Here is a 14,045-nt window from a genome sequence, read left to right as displayed (position 1 = left end):
GCCTGAAATCGGGAGGAGGCAGGAAAATCGTCATGAATGTGCCTCAATCCCCAGGGCCGTGCAAGCGGGCGCGGCGGGCCAACTGCCCAGGACGGCACCGGAGACGATCGCGATTCCACCCGGACCGATCCGGTAGCGCCAGATGACCGTGCAGGGGGGCTCCGGCACGTCTTCGGCGGCCGCAGCGACGAGCACCAGGCCGGCGGTCGGATGGGCAGGCCGTGGCGGCTGACCGCCAGCACCGCGCTCGAACCCGGGACCACGGTCCCGTGCGACGCGGGCGTAGGCCGACCCGAGGCCAGGCCAGGGGCGCGAGAGCCGGCAGGCGACCTCGAAGCACAGCGTTGCCCGGTCGGCTGGGTCGACGGTGACCGCCAGGGAGCAGTGTCCGCTTCCGGCGTGGCCGACGCCGACCAGCGCCGGCGGTTTCCCCCCGTCGCCGACGAGCATCACGTCGGTGATCACGGGGGGGACGCTTCCGGCCGGGCCCTGGTCTCCCTCCAGCGACTGCCAGTCGCCGGGATCGCCGTCGATGGACACCCGGTGGGCCCAGCGGTCACCGGCGCGTGTGAACGTCGCGCTGGCGCCGGCGGCATGGATCACGATCGACCCGCGCGCCCCTCCGCGTCGTGAACGATCCCCGGGTGAACCCGCCGCTGTGCCGTCGCTCATCGCGCGCGCCTCCCGCTGGCAGCCCGTGGAAAACGTGATCGGCCGCCGGATGCGGCCGCCGGCGACCCGGAAAACCCTTGGCGTTTCCCGCGGTCGCCGGAGTGGACAAAGGCCAGGGATGGCTGTGTCCACGGACAGCCAGCGCGGCGAAGGCACCGCACGGCCGGGGGCCCCGTGTCGGGCGACCGCTCCGGGGCGCGGGTGCCGGGATCCCACGCCGCCAGGCTACAGTCGGGGGGCGTTCGGCAGCGCGGCGTCATCCCGGGCACGGGACAACGGACCGGTTCCGCCGCACGCACCCCGACCATGGACCGGACGATGGAACCGCGCCGCTCTCTCGGCTGGCCGATCTTGCTCGGGGTCGTGCTCGTCGGGTCGATCATCGCGCTGGGTGTCGGCTGGGTGCTGGTGAGCATCGCCGCCGCGCTCGGCTCGAAGAACGCCGCCTTCTACTGGGCGATCCTCGGCGTCGGCGTGGCGCTGCTGGTGCTCGTCCTGGTGGGTGTGATCGTCTACGCCTTCCTGACCGTCAAGGCGATCGCGCTGTCGCAGCGGCAGAGCAATTTCATCGACAGCGTCACGCACGAACTGAAAAGCCCGCTGGCCTCCCTCAAACTCTATCTCCAAACCCTCACCCGGCGGCCGGTGTCGGCCGAGCAGCAGGCCGACTTCCACCGCTTCATGCTCGAGGACGTCGAACGCCTCGACACCCTCATCGACCACCTCCTCGACGCGGCCAAGACGCTCCAGCGGCGCGGACCTCGTGGCGGGGAGACGACCGCGCTCGAACCGGTGCTCGTGCAGGCGCGCGACGCCGTCGCCAAACGCTATTCGATCGGGACCGACACGATCCCGATCGGGGCGCTCGACACCGGGGGCGTGCTTGCCGACGCGCTGCGCGTCCGGGGGCGGCCGGCCGATCTCGAGATCCTGTTCCGCAACCTCATCGACAATGCCGTGAAATACTCGTTGCCGACACCCGACGTGCGCGTCGAGGCGGGGGCCGCGACCGGGGGAGGCGTCGTGGTCCGCGTCCTCGACAGCGGTCCCGGCATCCCCGCCCCGGAGCGGCGCAACGTCTTCCGGCGCTTCGTCCGGCTGGGGAGCGAGCTCGAGCGATCGACGCCGGGCACGGGGCTGGGGCTGTCGCTGGTGCAGTCGATCGTCCGCCACCTCCGCGGCCGTGTCACGGTGCGCGACCGGGCGCCGGCGACCGGCACGGTGATCGAGGTCCGGCTCCCCGGTGTCCGCCGCTGATCGGCCCCTCACCGCACGGCCGTCTTTTCGCGGCGCCGATCACGATCCTTGCGGCGCCGGCGCCGGTGCCGTATTCGTGCTCTCCATGGCCGCTCCATCTCCTCCGTCCGGTCCACCGCCGGATCACGTGCCGCTGCGACGCGTGCTGGTCAGTGTCTTCGACAAGACGGGCATCGATCGCCTCGGCCGGGGGCTGGCCGGCGCCGGGGTCGAGGTGCTGAGCACCGGGGGCACCGCCCGGGCGCTGGCCGCGCAGGGGCTCGCGGTGCGCGACGTCTCGGCGTTCACCGGTTTTCCGGAGATCCTCGACGGCCGGGTGAAGACCCTCCACCCGCGGATCTTCGCCGGGCTCCTCTGCCGTGCCGATCGCGCCGACGACCTGTCGACGCTCGCCGAGCACGGCATCGGCACGATCGATGCCGTCGTCGTGAATCTCTACCCGTTCTCGTCGGTCGCCTCGCGTCCCGATTGCCGGGCCGAGGAAGCGATCGAATTGATCGACATCGGCGGTCCGAGCCTCGTCCGCGCCGCGGCGAAGAACCATGCGTTCACGGCGGTGATCACCGATCCGGAACAGTACGACGATCTGCTCGCGGCGCTGGCGGCGGGAAGCACGACGCTCGTCCAGCGGCGGCTGTGGGCGGCCCGCGCCTTCGAGCGGACCGCCGCCTACGACACGCAGATCGCCTCGTGGATGGCGACTCACGCCGGTCTGGTCACTCCCGCCACGCCGGCCGCGGCGACGGCCGTGCCCGACGACGAAGCACCGCTGCCGGCGCGGCTGTCGCTGGAGCTGGAGCGTCGTCTGCCGCTGCGCTACGGCGAGAACCCCCACCAGGCGGCGACGCTGTTCGCCCCCGTCGGCACCAGGGCCGGGTTGGCCGGCCTCCGCCAACTCCACGGCAAGGAGCTGTCGTACAACAACCTCCTCGATCTCGACGCCGCGACGCGGCTGGCCGGGCTTTTGCCGGCGGCGGCGGCGGTGATCATCAAGCACACCAATCCCTGCGGGGCCGCCACCGCGGCGACGGTGGCCGGGGCGTTGGAGGAGGCGCTGGCCGCCGATCCGGTCAGCGCCTACGGCTCGATCCTCGCGGTCAACCGGCCGTTCGACGACGAGGCGGCCCGTGTGCTCACCAAACCGGGACTGTTCGTCGAGGCGATCGCCGCCCCGGCGTTCTCCCCCGGGGCCCTCACGCTCCTCTCCACCGTGCCGAGCTGGAAGGCGTCGGTGCGGCTCGTCGAGGTCCCCTCGGGCGATCCCTGGGAGGCGACGGCGGGGCTGGAGCTGCGTTCCATCGCCGGTGGCCTTCTCGCCCAGCGCCCCGACGACCGCTGCGACGACCCGGCGGCCTGGCGGGTGGCGACGCGTTCCGCCCCGCCGGCGGCCCTGACGCCGCTCCTCGACTTCGCATTCACGATCGTGCGGCGGCTTTCGAGCAACGCGATCGCCGTCTGCCGCGGAGTGGCCGGCTCGCCGGCCGCCGGCGCCACGCTCATCGGGGCCGGTGTCGGGCAGACGGCACGCGTCGATGCGGTGCGGTTGGCGCTGGCCAAGGCGGGCCCCCGGGCCCGCGGCGCGGTGCTCGCCTCCGACGCCTTCTTCCCGTTCGCCGACTCGATCGAGCCGATCGCCGCAGCGGGGATCGCGGCGATCATCCAGCCCGGTGGGTCGAAACGGGACCCCGAGGTGATCGCCGCGGCCGAGGCGGCCGGAATCCCGATGGTCTTCTCTTCGCACCGCCATTTCCGGCACTGACGAAAGCGCGACCGGAGCCATGCCGTCGATCCTCGACGCGATCGTCGCCCGGAAGCAGGACGAGGTCCGCGCGGCACGGCAGCGCGTGTCCCTCGTCGACCTCGAACGGGCCGCCGCCAGTGCATCGCCGCCGCGCGATTTCTTCGCCGCCGTGACCGCGCCGGGTGCGGTTCGGTTGATCGCCGAGTTCAAACGCCGCAGCCCGTCGGCCGGGCCGATCCGCCCCGGCGCCGAGGTGGCGAGGGTCGTCAGCGCCTACGCCGCGGCCGGGGCCGCCGCCCTCTCGATCCTCACCGACGGACCCGGCTTCGGTGGCGACCTCGCCGACCTGGCCGTTGCCCGGGAAGCGGTCCCGCTTCCGCTGCTCCGCAAGGAGTTCGTGATCGACGCGTATCAGGTCGTCGAGGCTCGTGCCGCCGGCGCCGACGCGGTCCTGCTGATCGCCGAGTGTCTCGACGACTGCCGGCTGCGGAGCCTGTACCGCCTGATCCTCGACCTGGGAATGACGCCGCTGGTGGAGCTGCACGACGCGGCCAACCTGCCGCGCGTGGTCGACACCGGCGCGACGCTGATCGGTGTCAACAACCGCGATTTGCGCACGATGACCACCGATCTCGACCACGTCCTCCGCCTCCGGCACCGGGTGCCCGAGGCATGCGCCCTGGTCGCGGAGAGCGGAATCCGGACCCCGGCCGACGTCGCCCGTCTCGCCGCGGAAGGAATCGACGCGATGCTCGTCGGCGAGTCGCTGCTGGCCAGCCCCGACCCGGGGGCCGCCGCGGCGCGGCTGGTGGCGGCCGCCAGCCACGGCTGAGCCGCCACGGCGGTGCCGCTCACGCCGCGCCGCCCGCCTTCGCACCGGCAGCGATCGTCCCGCGCTTCGCCGTCGCCGGTCGGCCGAGCAGAAACAGGACACGATTCATGGCGCTGCTCCTCAGGAATGACGCCTCTCGGTTCAGCAGCTTCCGTGCCGGACCGTGACCCGTCTCGTGGCGCTGTCCACAAGGCCGGGAAATGGTCGGGTCACCGGCCTCGCGCGGGAGCCGCTGCCCGAGGCATGGGCAATGGCTGCCGCCGGCCTCAGCAGGGCTCGGCACCCGCTGCGGTGCCCGCCCGCTCCGGTGAACGATCGCCGACGAAGCGGTAGCCGGTGCCGCGGACGGAGAGAAAATGGACCGGCTTCGACGGATCGGCCTCGAACGCCTGGCGGAGGTTGAACACGAACGTGTCGACCGTCCGGGTCGCCGGGGGACGGGCGAGCCCCCAGACCTTCGTCAGCAGCTCCTCGCGCGACACGACCGAGCCCTCGTGTTCGACGAAGTAGCGGAGAAGTTTCATCTCCAGGTTCGTCAGCCGGACCGGCTGATCACGGAGCCGGGCCTCGAACGTGTCGAAGTTCACCTCGGCGTCGCCGAACCGGTAGCGGCTGCCGCGACCGCCCGGCTCGCCGACCGCCGCCGCCCTCACCACGCGCCCGCGGCGGGCCAGCAGGCTGCGGACGATCGACAGCAATTCGTCGAGGTCGAACGGCTTCTGCAGGTACACGTCGGCTCCGGCGTCGAAGCCGCGGATCCGATCCTCGACGAGCGTCCGCGCCGTGAGCATCACGACCGGCAAGGCATGCCCACGCTCGCGGAGCGCTTCACAGACCGCGTAGCCGCTCATTCCCGGCAGCATCAGGTCGAGGACCACCAGATCGACCGGCGGATCCTCCCGGCCGACCGTCTCCAGCGCCGTCTGCCCGTCGCCGACGGCCGTGACCCGCAGGCCTTCCGCCTCGAGGTTGAACTTGATCCCGATCGCGAGGTGCTCCTCGTCCTCGACGACGAGGATGTGCGGCAGCGATGTGGACATGGGAAGGGACACGGCGGGTGCACCGCTCACGGCGTTCGGCCATGCCGCCCGATCAGCGCGCCAGCGCCGGCCGGCCGCGGGGCACGCGCGCGAAGCCGTGGTCGACGAACCACAGCCAGGCGTCGGTCACCGTGGCCTCGAACGGTCGGAACGAGTATCCCAGTTCGCTGCGGGCCCGGGCCGACGAAAAATGGTGGGGGAGGGCAGCCATCGCCGTCGCCGCAGAGTTCACCGGGAGCTCGTGACGCGTGAACAGGCTCGCCAGGTCGCCGCACCATCCGGCGGCCCGGAGCAGCGTCTGGGGAGCGGTGCCGAGCGGCTGCATCCGTCCGGCGATCCGGGCGAACGTCCGCCATGCCTCGAGGTATGACAGTCCGTGGCCACCGAGGATGTAGCGGCGTCCACGGCAGCCCCGCTCGGCCGCCGCGAGGGCCCCCGCGGCGACGTCGCGGACGTCGACGAAATCGTTCCCGCCCGGCGGTGCCAGCACGCCGCGCCCCTGGCCGACCTCGAGGAGCATCCGACCGCTGGACGGTTTCCAGTCCCAGGGCCCGAGCATGTAGGTCGGGTTGACGATCACGGCGTCGAGTCCGCGCTCCACCTCGGCGACCACCGCCGCCTCGGCCTCGCGCTTCGTGATCACGTAGGGGCACTCGGGCATCAGCCCGGGGGGCGTGTCCTCGTCGGCCGCATCGCCGTCGGAGCGGAGACCGATGGCGTCGACGCTCGACACGTGGACCAGCCGGGCGCCGGCGTCCCGGGCGGCGCGGGCCACCCGGGCGGTGCCGCCGACGTTGGTCGCGTGCATCGCGTCGAAGTGCCGCCAGCCGCAGTGGACGTGTGCGGCGGAGTGGAACACCGCCCGGCAACCGTCGAGCGCCGCTCCCAGGGCAGCGCCGTCGGCGAGGTCGGCCACGACCGCTTCGACCGGCAGGCCGGCGAGCGTGCGCGAGGCCGCCGTGGCGGAGCGGACGACGGCCCGCACCCTCCAGCCGCGGTCGACCAGCAGGCGGACGAGGTTGTTGCCGAGCAGCCCCGTCGCCCCGGTGACGGCCGCCACGGGCGACGAGCGCGGGACCGGCTCCATGTCCGGCGTGGTAAGGGGGGCGGACCGGGAGGACGTAACGGTGGGGACGGGTGGCATGGTGGATCGCCCTCGAGCCTGTCGAAGACCAAGCTGGGCCGACGCGATCCATCGATCGGCACCGCCCTCAAGTGTAGTTCGGGCGGCCAGTGCCCCGTACTTTCGCTCCCCTGGGTCGGGGACGCGATTGACGGGTTCGGCGGACGCCGCGGAAGATGCCGTTTGTGGGGTTGGAAACCGCCGCAGCGGCGGCATTTGCGCCTTCCCGGCCCCCTGCGGCCGGGTGCCGGGGGCGGCTTCGAGGCCGGGGCACCCATGGGAACGAGGCTGGGGACAAGGAGGGCCTGGTGAGCGGTGCCGACGTCAGAGTCGAGCCGGTGGAGTCGTGGTCGCAGCGGCGGCGGTTCATCCGGCTCCCGTGGCGGATCTACGCCGACGACCCGTGCTGGATCCCCCCCCTGGTCCACTCGCAGGAGGAGCTGCTCAATTTCCGGCCCCACCCTTTCTACGAGCGGTCACGGACACGTTCGTTTCTGGCCGTCCGTGGCGGGAGGGACGTGGGGAGAATCACGGCGTTGGTCAACGCCGGACACGTCGAACGGTATGGCGAACAGCGAGGGTTTTTCGGGTTCTTCGAATGTGACGACGACCCCGCCGCCGCCCGGGCCCTGTTCGGTGCGGCGCGCGACTGGCTCCACGGCGAGGGGATGACCGCCATCCGCGGGCCGACCAATCCGTCGCTCAATTACGAATGCGGCTTGTTGATCGAGGGGTTCGACACGCCGCCGTTCTTCATGATGACCCATGCCCGCCCCTGGTACGGGGCGCTCGTCGAGGCGAACGGCTTCGGCAAGGTCGAGGACCTGTACGCCTTCTGGGGCGCGACCTCGATGCTCGACACGCTCGACTCCAAGCTCGGCGTGATGGTGCAGGGAGTGAAGGAGCGGTTCGGCGTCTCCGTCCGGCCGCTCGACCGGCGGCGGTTTGCGGCCGAAGTGCGGATGTTCCTCGACATCTACAACTCCAGCCTCGGCGGCACCTGGGGATTCGTGCCGTTGACCGACGGCGAGGTCCGCCACATGGCGGCGAGCCTCGAGCACCTGATCGTGCCGGAGTTGGCGCTCGTCGCCGAGGTCGACGGCAAGCCGATCGGGGCGGTCTTCTGCCTGCTCGACTACAACCCGCGGATCAAGGCGATCAACGGCCGGCTGTTGCCGTTCGGCTTCCTCCGGCTGCTGTGGAACAAGCGCGCCATCAAGCGGATGCGCGCGATCAGCACCAACGTGATCCCCGAGTACCAGGCGTGGGGTGTCGGGTTGGTGCTCCTGGCGGCGCTCGTTCCCCAGGTGCGGCAGTGGGGGATCGAAGAGGTGGAGTTCTCGTGGGTGCTCGAGAGCAACCACCTCTCGAAGCGGTCGCTGGAACGCGGGGGCGCCCTCGTGACGAAGAAGTACCGGATCTACCAAGACGATCCGCCGCAGGCCTGAGCCCTCGCGCCGCGACGAGGAGGGGGGACCCCGTCAGCGGTCGGTGAACGGCTTGTCGCCGAACGCCGCGCGCGGCGGATCGGCGGTGTCGCCGAGGTCGTGGCGGAGCCGGTCGAGTTCGGCCCGCAGATCGCGGAGCCGGTCGGCGTAGGCCGGGTCGTCGTGGAAGCTCCGCGTCTCGAGCGGGTCGGCCTCGCGGTCGAGGAGCTCCCAGTCGTCGACGTCCGGCCCGTAGTAGTGGACGAGCTTGTAGCGGTCGGTGACGACGCCCCGGTGCGGCCGCACCCGGTGTGGCACCGGGTACTCGTAATAGTGGTAATAGAGGCTCGTCCGCCAGTCGTCGGGTGAGTAGCCCGCCAGCAGCGGCTGCAGGGCGCGACCCTGCAGCCCATCCGGCACCGGCACCCGCGCCAGCGCGAGGAACGTGGGGGCAAAATCGACCAGCGACACGATCCGCGCGCAGCTGCTCCCCGGCTCGGTCAGCCCCGGCCAGCGGACGATCAGCGGTGTGCGCAGCGACTCCTCGAAGATCCAGCGCTTGTCGAACCAGCCGTGCTCGCCGAGGAAAAAGCCCTGGTCGCTCGACAGGATCACGACCGTCTCGTCGGCGATTCCCTCGGCCTCCAGCGCGTCGAGCATCCGGCCGACCGCATCGTCGACGGCCTTCACGCAGGCCAGGTAGTCGTGCATGTAGCGCTGGTAGCGCCAGCGGACGAGGTCGCGGCCGGAGGGCCGTGCCGCCCGGAAGGCGTCGTTGCGCGGGGCGTAGTAGGCGTTCCAGGTCACCAGTTCCCCGGGCGTGATTCCCGGCGGCGGGCGGAGCTTGGCGTCGAGCTCGGTGAATGTCCGGTCGAGCCCCATGTCGTGATCGCTCACCGCCCGGCTCCGGCCGGCGTAGTCGTCGAACAGCGTCGCCGGCTCGGGGTGGACGCGGTCGCCGTCCCAGCCCAGATGGCGCAGCGGCGGCGACCATTCCCGGTGCGGCGCCTTGTGCTGGCTCATGAGGAGGAAGGGCTTCGTCCGGTCGCGGTTGGCGAGCCAGGCGATCGACAGGTCGGTGATCACGTCGGTGACGTACCCGCGGTGCTGGGTCTTGCCTGCCGCGGTGAGCATCGGCGGGTTGTAGTAGATCCCCTGTCCCAGGAGGATCTCCCAATGGTCGAAGCCGGTCGGTTCGCTGACCAGATGCCATTTGCCGATCAGCGCCGTCTGGTAGCCGGCATTCTGGAGGAGCTTGGGAAACGTCGTCTGCGCGCCGTCGAACCGGCAGTTGCTGTTGTTGTAGAAGCCGTTGGCGTGCGAGTACTTGCCGGTGAGGATCGTCGCCCGGCTCGGGCCGCAGATCGAGTTGGTCACCAGGCAGCGGTCGAACCGCATCCCGTCCTTCGCGAGGCGGTCGATGGAGGGCGTGTCGAGCAGGCGGCGGCTGTCGCCGTAGCAGGACAGCGCCTGGCAGGTGAGGTCGTCGCAGAAGATGAGAAGGATGTTGGGCTCGCGCGCCGCGGCCACGGTCGGCGACAGGGCGACGAAGGCCATGGCGACCAGCTGCCGCCACCGCCACCCGGCACGCGAGCGGGGAGCGGCGGTGACGTGCGGCGACGCCGACGGCCGAGTGGACATTGTCACGATGTGCCTCGTGCCTGGTGGTTTCGAGTGCTGGAAGCATAGGCCAACGTCCGCCGTCGGGCCACGCTCCACGGGCGCGTCGTCACGCCTCGGGAACGGGTCGCGTTCGCGATCGCATGGCGCCGCGGGTACGATGCCGCGACGCTTCCGTCCACCTCTTGGGCACGAGGTCGTCCATGACCGTCACGGTTAACCGCTCCCCCCGCGTGATCATGGAGGGAATCGCGGTCGCTGCCGTGGTGGTGGCGTGTGTCGCCGGGCCGCTCGCCATCGGCGGGGCACCGGGGTGGGCACGCCTCGCGCTCGATGCCCTCGTCGCCCTCGCGACGCTCGCCTGGGCCCTCTCGGCACGGCGGTCGCCATGGCTGCTCGCCCTGCCCATGGTGGCGTTGGCGATCGGCTTCCTCCAGCTCGTCCCCCTTCCCGACGGCCTGCTCCTCGGAATCGCCCCGGTGTCGGCGGGGCGCTGGAAGGTCGCGCTCGACGGGATCCCCGGGGTGAGTGGTCGGATCGCGGTCGATCCGCATGCCGCCGCGCTGTCGCTGCGGCAGTTGTTCTTCGGGCTGGGGCTCGTCGCGGTCGTCGCCGATCTTGGGCGCGTGCCGCGGTGGCGGCGCTGGATAGCGGGGGCGCTGGCAGTGGCGGCGGTCGTGATCCTGGCGACGGGACTCGCCTTTCCGGTGAAGAAACAGCAGGGAGTGGCCAGGCTCCTGGGCATCTATCCGCTGTCCGGGCCGCTCGATTTCTGGCGCAGCCCGGTGGTCGAGCCGGTGGCCAGCGCCGCGATCGCCTATCCGCTGCAGATCACCGCCGCCGGGCGGCGTTACGAGGTCGACGAATGGGTCACCGGCGACGGCTTCGGCTCGTACGTCGACACCAACAAGTTCGCCGGCGGCGTCTATCTCACGCTTCCCGTGGCGTGCGGAGTGTGGCTCGCGGCGTCGGTGCGCTGGTTACCGGGGGCGGTCGGGGCGGCGGTGCGGTTCGGCGTCGCCGTCGCGGCGCTGCTCGGCGGCGTCTGGGTGACGGGCCGGATGGCCGGGTCCCGGGCCGGGACGGCGGCCCTGGCATTCGCGCTGCTGGTGCTCGTGGCGGGCGCGGTGCGGGTGAAGTGGCTGCGGTGGGCGGCAGGAGGGCTGGTCGCCGGTGCGGCGGTACTGTTGCTGACGGCGCTGCTGGTCCTGCACGGTCCGCTGCGCGGGCTCGAGCGCGCCGTTCCCGATCGCTTCGAACCGACGATCGCCAAACTGCTCTCCGACGGCCGTGTCGAGGCGGCGCGCGTCGCCAACCGGATGTTCCGTGCGGCCCCGCTGCTGGGCACCGGCCTGGGCAGCTATCGGGGATTGTTCGTGCAACTTGTCCGCGACTCGAGAGTTCATTTCGCCTTCGCCCACGACGACGTCGACCAGTGGCTCGCCGAGACCGGGCTGGTCGGCCTTGCCGCCGAGATCGGGCTGTGCGTCGCGATCGGCATGGCGTGGTGGCGGTGGCGGAAACGGGTCGCTGCCGAGGACTGGGGTGTGACGGCCGGGGTGTTCGCGGCCCTGGCGGGATTGGCCGTGCACTCGTTCTTCGATTGGAACCTCCACCTTCCCGCAAACGCCTTCCTCGCCGCCGTCCTCGTCGGCTCGGCGCTGTCGGCGGTTCCCGCCGTGGCGGCTCGAAACGGCGAGGGCCGCGAGGCCACTGCCGGTGGGCGATCCGCCACGATCCTCGCCGGGCTCCTCTGCCTGGCGACGGTGACCGGCGTGGGGCTCGTGTCCCGTGACGTCGGTTCGCAACGCTCCGCACGGCAACTCCGCGAGGCCCTGGTAGCCGTGCGGCGGGCGGCCCAGGCCAAACCCCCGGAGCCGCTTCCGCGGGAGACGCTCGAGGCGGCGCTCGTGGCCGGCGCCGCCGCCCGCCGCCTCGATCCGGGCAATCCCACGCTCCCGCTCCTCGAGGGGCAAGTCTTGCTGCACCTCGCCGACGGGGCCGACCCCGCCGCTGCGGCGGGCTTGCTCGAACGCGCCGACGAGTCGTTTCGCCAAGCCCGTCGCCGGTCGGCGGTCTGTCAGGGGTTGCCTGAGCCTGTGCCGCCGGTTCGCCCCGGTCGATAGCCGACCGAGCGGCCCGACCGCCGCTGGCGGTGCCGGCGGCCCGGAGGCCGGGGCGATGGCTCCGCTGCCGGCGGCGCGGGAACGTCGGCCGGCCCAGACCGTGGCGTGTCCGTCCGCTCCGGGCCGCCGCGGATGTGGTCCCCGGAGACTGCCTCGCGGAGCGCTCGCGTCGCCTCGCGGCGGCGCCGGTCAAGGGCCTCTCGCGGCGGGGCGGCGGGGATCAGGCAGTCGCAGCCGCCGCCGATCAGGTCGCGGCGCCCTGCCTCCTCGAGGGCCCGTTTCACCTCGAACCAGTTCTCCGGCTTGAAGAACTGGAGCAGGGCCCGCTGTTGGCGCCGGTCGCGCAGCCCGCGGGCGATCTTCACCGGCTGGCCGGTCATCGGGTCGCGCCCGGTGTGGTACATGCAGGCGGCGATGTCGAACGGACTGGGGATGAAATCCTGGACCTGGTCGGGCTTGTATCCGTTCCGTTTGAGGAACACCGCCAGTTCGATCATCTCCTCCAGCCCACTGCCGGGGTGGGCGGCGATGAAGTAGGGCACCGTGTACTGCTTCTTGCCGACGCGGCTGCTGGCGGCCTGGAACGCACGATCGAACTCGACGTAGTCGTCGGCCGCCGGCTTTTTCATCAGCCGGAGGACCTCCGGATCGGTGTGCTCGGGGGCGACCTTGAGGTGGCCACCGACGTGGTGGGCCGCGAGCTCGGCGAGGTATTCCGGATCGCGCCGCGCGAGGTCCATCCGCACGCCGCTGGCCACGAGGACGCGCTTCACGCCGGGAACGGTCCGCGCCTCGCGCATCACGGCGCGGAGCGGGGCGTGGTTGGTGTCGAGCAGCTTGCAGATCGTCGGATGGACGCACGACAGCCGCCGGCACTTCGCCTCGACGTCGGGGCGCGAGCAGCGCATCGTGTACATGTTGGCGGTCGGCCCGCCGATGTCGGAGATCGTGCCGGAGAAACCGGGCCGGCCGGCGATCGTCGTGATCTCGGCGATGATCGATTCGCGGCTCCGGCTCTGGATGATCCGGCCTTCGTGGGCGGTGATCGAGCAGAAGGTGCAGCCGCCGAAGCACCCGCGCATGATCTGCACGCTCGTCTCCACCACTTCGAATGCCGGGATCCGGGCGGTGCCATAGGCCGGATGGGGAAGGCGCGTGAACGGGAGACCGTAGACCGCGTCCATCTCCGCTTCCTCCAGCGGCAGCGCCGGAGGATTGACGACCACGGCCTCGCGGCCGTGCCGCTGGACGAGACGCCGGGCGTTGTGGGGATTGGTCTCGAGATGGGCGACGCGCGTCATCTCGCAGAACGCCAGCGGATCGGTTGCCACGGCGTCGAACGGAGGCAGTTCGAGCGTGCCGGGCCACCCGGAGCCGGGGCCGGAGGGGATCGGTTCGCTCGCGCCGAGGCGGTAGGCGACGCCACGGAGGTCACGGAGATCACGGATCGTCCGGCCGGCGTCGAACCCGCGGACGATCGCCAAGACAGTCCGCTCCCCCATGCCGTAGCCGACGAGGTCGGCCTTGGCGTCGAGGAGGATCGAGCGGCGGACCTTGTCACTCCAGTAGTCGTAGTGGGCGATCCGCCGCAGGCTCGCCTCGACGCCCCCCGCCACGACCGGCACTCCCGGAAACGCCTCGCGGGCCCGTTGGCAGTAGGCGAGCGTCGCCCGATCAGGACGCCGACCGATGGCACCGTCGGGGGAGTAGGCGTCGTCGTTGCGTACCTTGCGGTTGGCGGTGTAGTGGTTGATCATCGAATCCATGTTGCCGGCCGAGACGGCGAAGCACAGCCTGGGACGGCCGAACTCGCGCCACGGCAGGCACGAGTTCCACTCCGGCTGGGCGACGACGCCGACACGGAACCCCGCCGCCTCGAGGAGTCGGGCGATGAGCCCGTTGGCAAACGCCGGGTGATCGACGTAGGCGTCTCCCGTGACGAGGACGACGTCGACGGCATCCCAGCCGCGGGCCTCCATCGCCGCCCGCGATGTCGGCAGTGGCGCGGCAGCACAGCGCCCCGCGACGAGACCGAGCGGCAGCGGGTCCGCCGCCGGCGTCGGTCGCGAGGATTCGGGAAGGGTCGCTGGGGGCATGGGTGCTCGTGGCAGGCGTATGCACGAGTCGACTCCCCGGCCACGAGCCGGTCGGGAGCCGCCCTCCGGGCAAGTGTAGCCCAGACGCTACGGCGATACCGGCGGACCGGC

At 71.6% G+C, this 14,045-nt stretch carries 10 protein-coding genes; 5 read left to right on the top strand and 5 right to left on the bottom strand.

Annotated elements, in window-relative coordinates:
* Positions 1-30 precede the first annotated feature (30 nt).
* Positions 31-672 (bottom strand): hypothetical protein, encoded by a 642-nt coding sequence (locus FJ309_01880; GenBank protein ID MBM3953367.1) that lies wholly within the window; start codon positions 670-672, stop codon positions 31-33.
* A gap of 318 nt (positions 673-990) precedes the next feature.
* On the opposite strand from FJ309_01880, the gene FJ309_01875 reads away from it, so the two are divergent.
* The 3 genes from FJ309_01875 to trpC all read left to right on the top strand — a co-directional run bounded on the left by FJ309_01875 (position 991) and on the right by trpC (position 4,502).
* On the top strand, positions 991-1,929 hold the full coding sequence (locus FJ309_01875; protein ID MBM3953366.1) for a HAMP domain-containing histidine kinase: 939 nt from the start codon (positions 991-993) through the stop codon (positions 1,927-1,929).
* 85 nt (positions 1,930-2,014) lie between these two features.
* Positions 2,015-3,688 carry a bifunctional phosphoribosylaminoimidazolecarboxamide formyltransferase/IMP cyclohydrolase gene (gene purH, locus FJ309_01870; GenBank protein ID MBM3953365.1) on the top strand — a complete coding sequence of 558 codons (1,674 nt, stop codon included), beginning with the start codon at positions 2,015-2,017 and terminating at the stop codon, positions 3,686-3,688.
* Between the two features lie 19 nt (positions 3,689-3,707).
* Positions 3,708-4,502 carry an indole-3-glycerol phosphate synthase TrpC gene (gene trpC, locus FJ309_01865; protein ID MBM3953364.1) on the top strand — a complete coding sequence of 265 codons (795 nt, stop codon included), beginning with the start codon at positions 3,708-3,710 and terminating at the stop codon, positions 4,500-4,502.
* A 266-nt stretch (positions 4,503-4,768) separates the two neighbouring features.
* Here the strand turns inward: trpC and FJ309_01860 are convergent, their stop codons facing one another.
* Positions 4,769-5,542 carry a response regulator transcription factor gene (locus FJ309_01860; GenBank protein ID MBM3953363.1) on the bottom strand — a complete coding sequence of 258 codons (774 nt, stop codon included), beginning with the start codon at positions 5,540-5,542 and terminating at the stop codon, positions 4,769-4,771.
* 52 nt (positions 5,543-5,594) lie between these two features.
* A complete protein-coding gene (locus FJ309_01855; protein MBM3953362.1) occupies positions 5,595-6,881 on the bottom strand; it encodes an NAD-dependent epimerase/dehydratase family protein in 1,287 nt (428 codons plus the stop codon).
* Between FJ309_01855 and FJ309_01850 the strand changes: the two genes are divergently transcribed.
* Entirely contained in the window at positions 6,842-8,113 is a 1,272-nt protein-coding gene (locus FJ309_01850; protein MBM3953361.1) for a GNAT family N-acetyltransferase, read from the top strand. The two genes, FJ309_01855 and FJ309_01850, sit on opposite strands and share 40 nt — an antisense overlap.
* Positions 8,114-8,146: 33 nt before the next feature.
* Here FJ309_01850 and FJ309_01845 read toward each other — a convergent pair whose 3' ends face one another.
* Entirely contained in the window at positions 8,147-9,649 is a 1,503-nt protein-coding gene (locus FJ309_01845) for a sulfatase (GenBank protein MBM3953360.1), read from the bottom strand.
* 206 nt (positions 9,650-9,855) lie between these two features.
* Between FJ309_01845 and FJ309_01840 the strand changes: the two genes are divergently transcribed.
* Positions 9,856-11,838, top strand: coding sequence for an O-antigen ligase family protein (locus tag FJ309_01840; GenBank protein MBM3953359.1), 1,983 nt, complete (start codon positions 9,856-9,858; stop codon positions 11,836-11,838).
* On the opposite strand, the gene FJ309_01835 is transcribed toward FJ309_01840, so the two are convergent.
* Positions 11,793-13,934 carry a YgiQ family radical SAM protein gene (locus tag FJ309_01835; GenBank protein MBM3953358.1) on the bottom strand — a complete coding sequence of 714 codons (2,142 nt, stop codon included), beginning with the start codon at positions 13,932-13,934 and terminating at the stop codon, positions 11,793-11,795. The genes FJ309_01840 and FJ309_01835 overlap by 46 nt on opposite strands.
* Positions 13,935-14,045 lie beyond the last annotated feature (111 nt).

It is taken from the genome of Planctomycetota bacterium, from assembly GCA_016872555.1.
GTDB lineage: Bacteria > Planctomycetota > Planctomycetia > Pirellulales > UBA1268 > F1-20-MAGs016.
This window is presented reverse-complemented; position numbering and strand designations above follow the sequence as displayed.

Excerpts from the sequence above, each read along its gene's own strand:
- FJ309_01880 (MBM3953367.1), bottom strand. The coding sequence starts at position 672 with ATGAGCGACGGCACAGCGGCGGGTTCACCCGGGGATCGTTCACGACGC.
- purH (MBM3953365.1), top strand. The coding sequence starts at position 2,015 with ATGGCCGCTCCATCTCCTCCGTCCGGTCCACCGCCGGATCACGTGCCG.
- trpC (MBM3953364.1), top strand. The coding sequence starts at position 3,708 with ATGCCGTCGATCCTCGACGCGATCGTCGCCCGGAAGCAGGACGAGGTC.
- FJ309_01850 (MBM3953361.1), top strand. The coding sequence starts at position 6,842 with ATGCCGTTTGTGGGGTTGGAAACCGCCGCAGCGGCGGCATTTGCGCCT.
- FJ309_01845 (MBM3953360.1), bottom strand. The coding sequence starts at position 9,649 with ATGGCCTTCGTCGCCCTGTCGCCGACCGTGGCCGCGGCGCGCGAGCCC.
- FJ309_01855 (MBM3953362.1), bottom strand. The coding sequence starts at position 6,881 with ATGCCGCCGCTGCGGCGGTTTCCAACCCCACAAACGGCATCTTCCGCG.
- FJ309_01860 (MBM3953363.1), bottom strand. The coding sequence starts at position 5,542 with ATGTCCACATCGCTGCCGCACATCCTCGTCGTCGAGGACGAGGAGCAC.
- FJ309_01840 (MBM3953359.1), top strand. The coding sequence starts at position 9,856 with ATGGCGCCGCGGGTACGATGCCGCGACGCTTCCGTCCACCTCTTGGGC.
- FJ309_01875 (MBM3953366.1), top strand. The coding sequence starts at position 991 with ATGGAACCGCGCCGCTCTCTCGGCTGGCCGATCTTGCTCGGGGTCGTG.
- FJ309_01835 (MBM3953358.1), bottom strand. The coding sequence starts at position 13,934 with ATGCCCCCAGCGACCCTTCCCGAATCCTCGCGACCGACGCCGGCGGCG.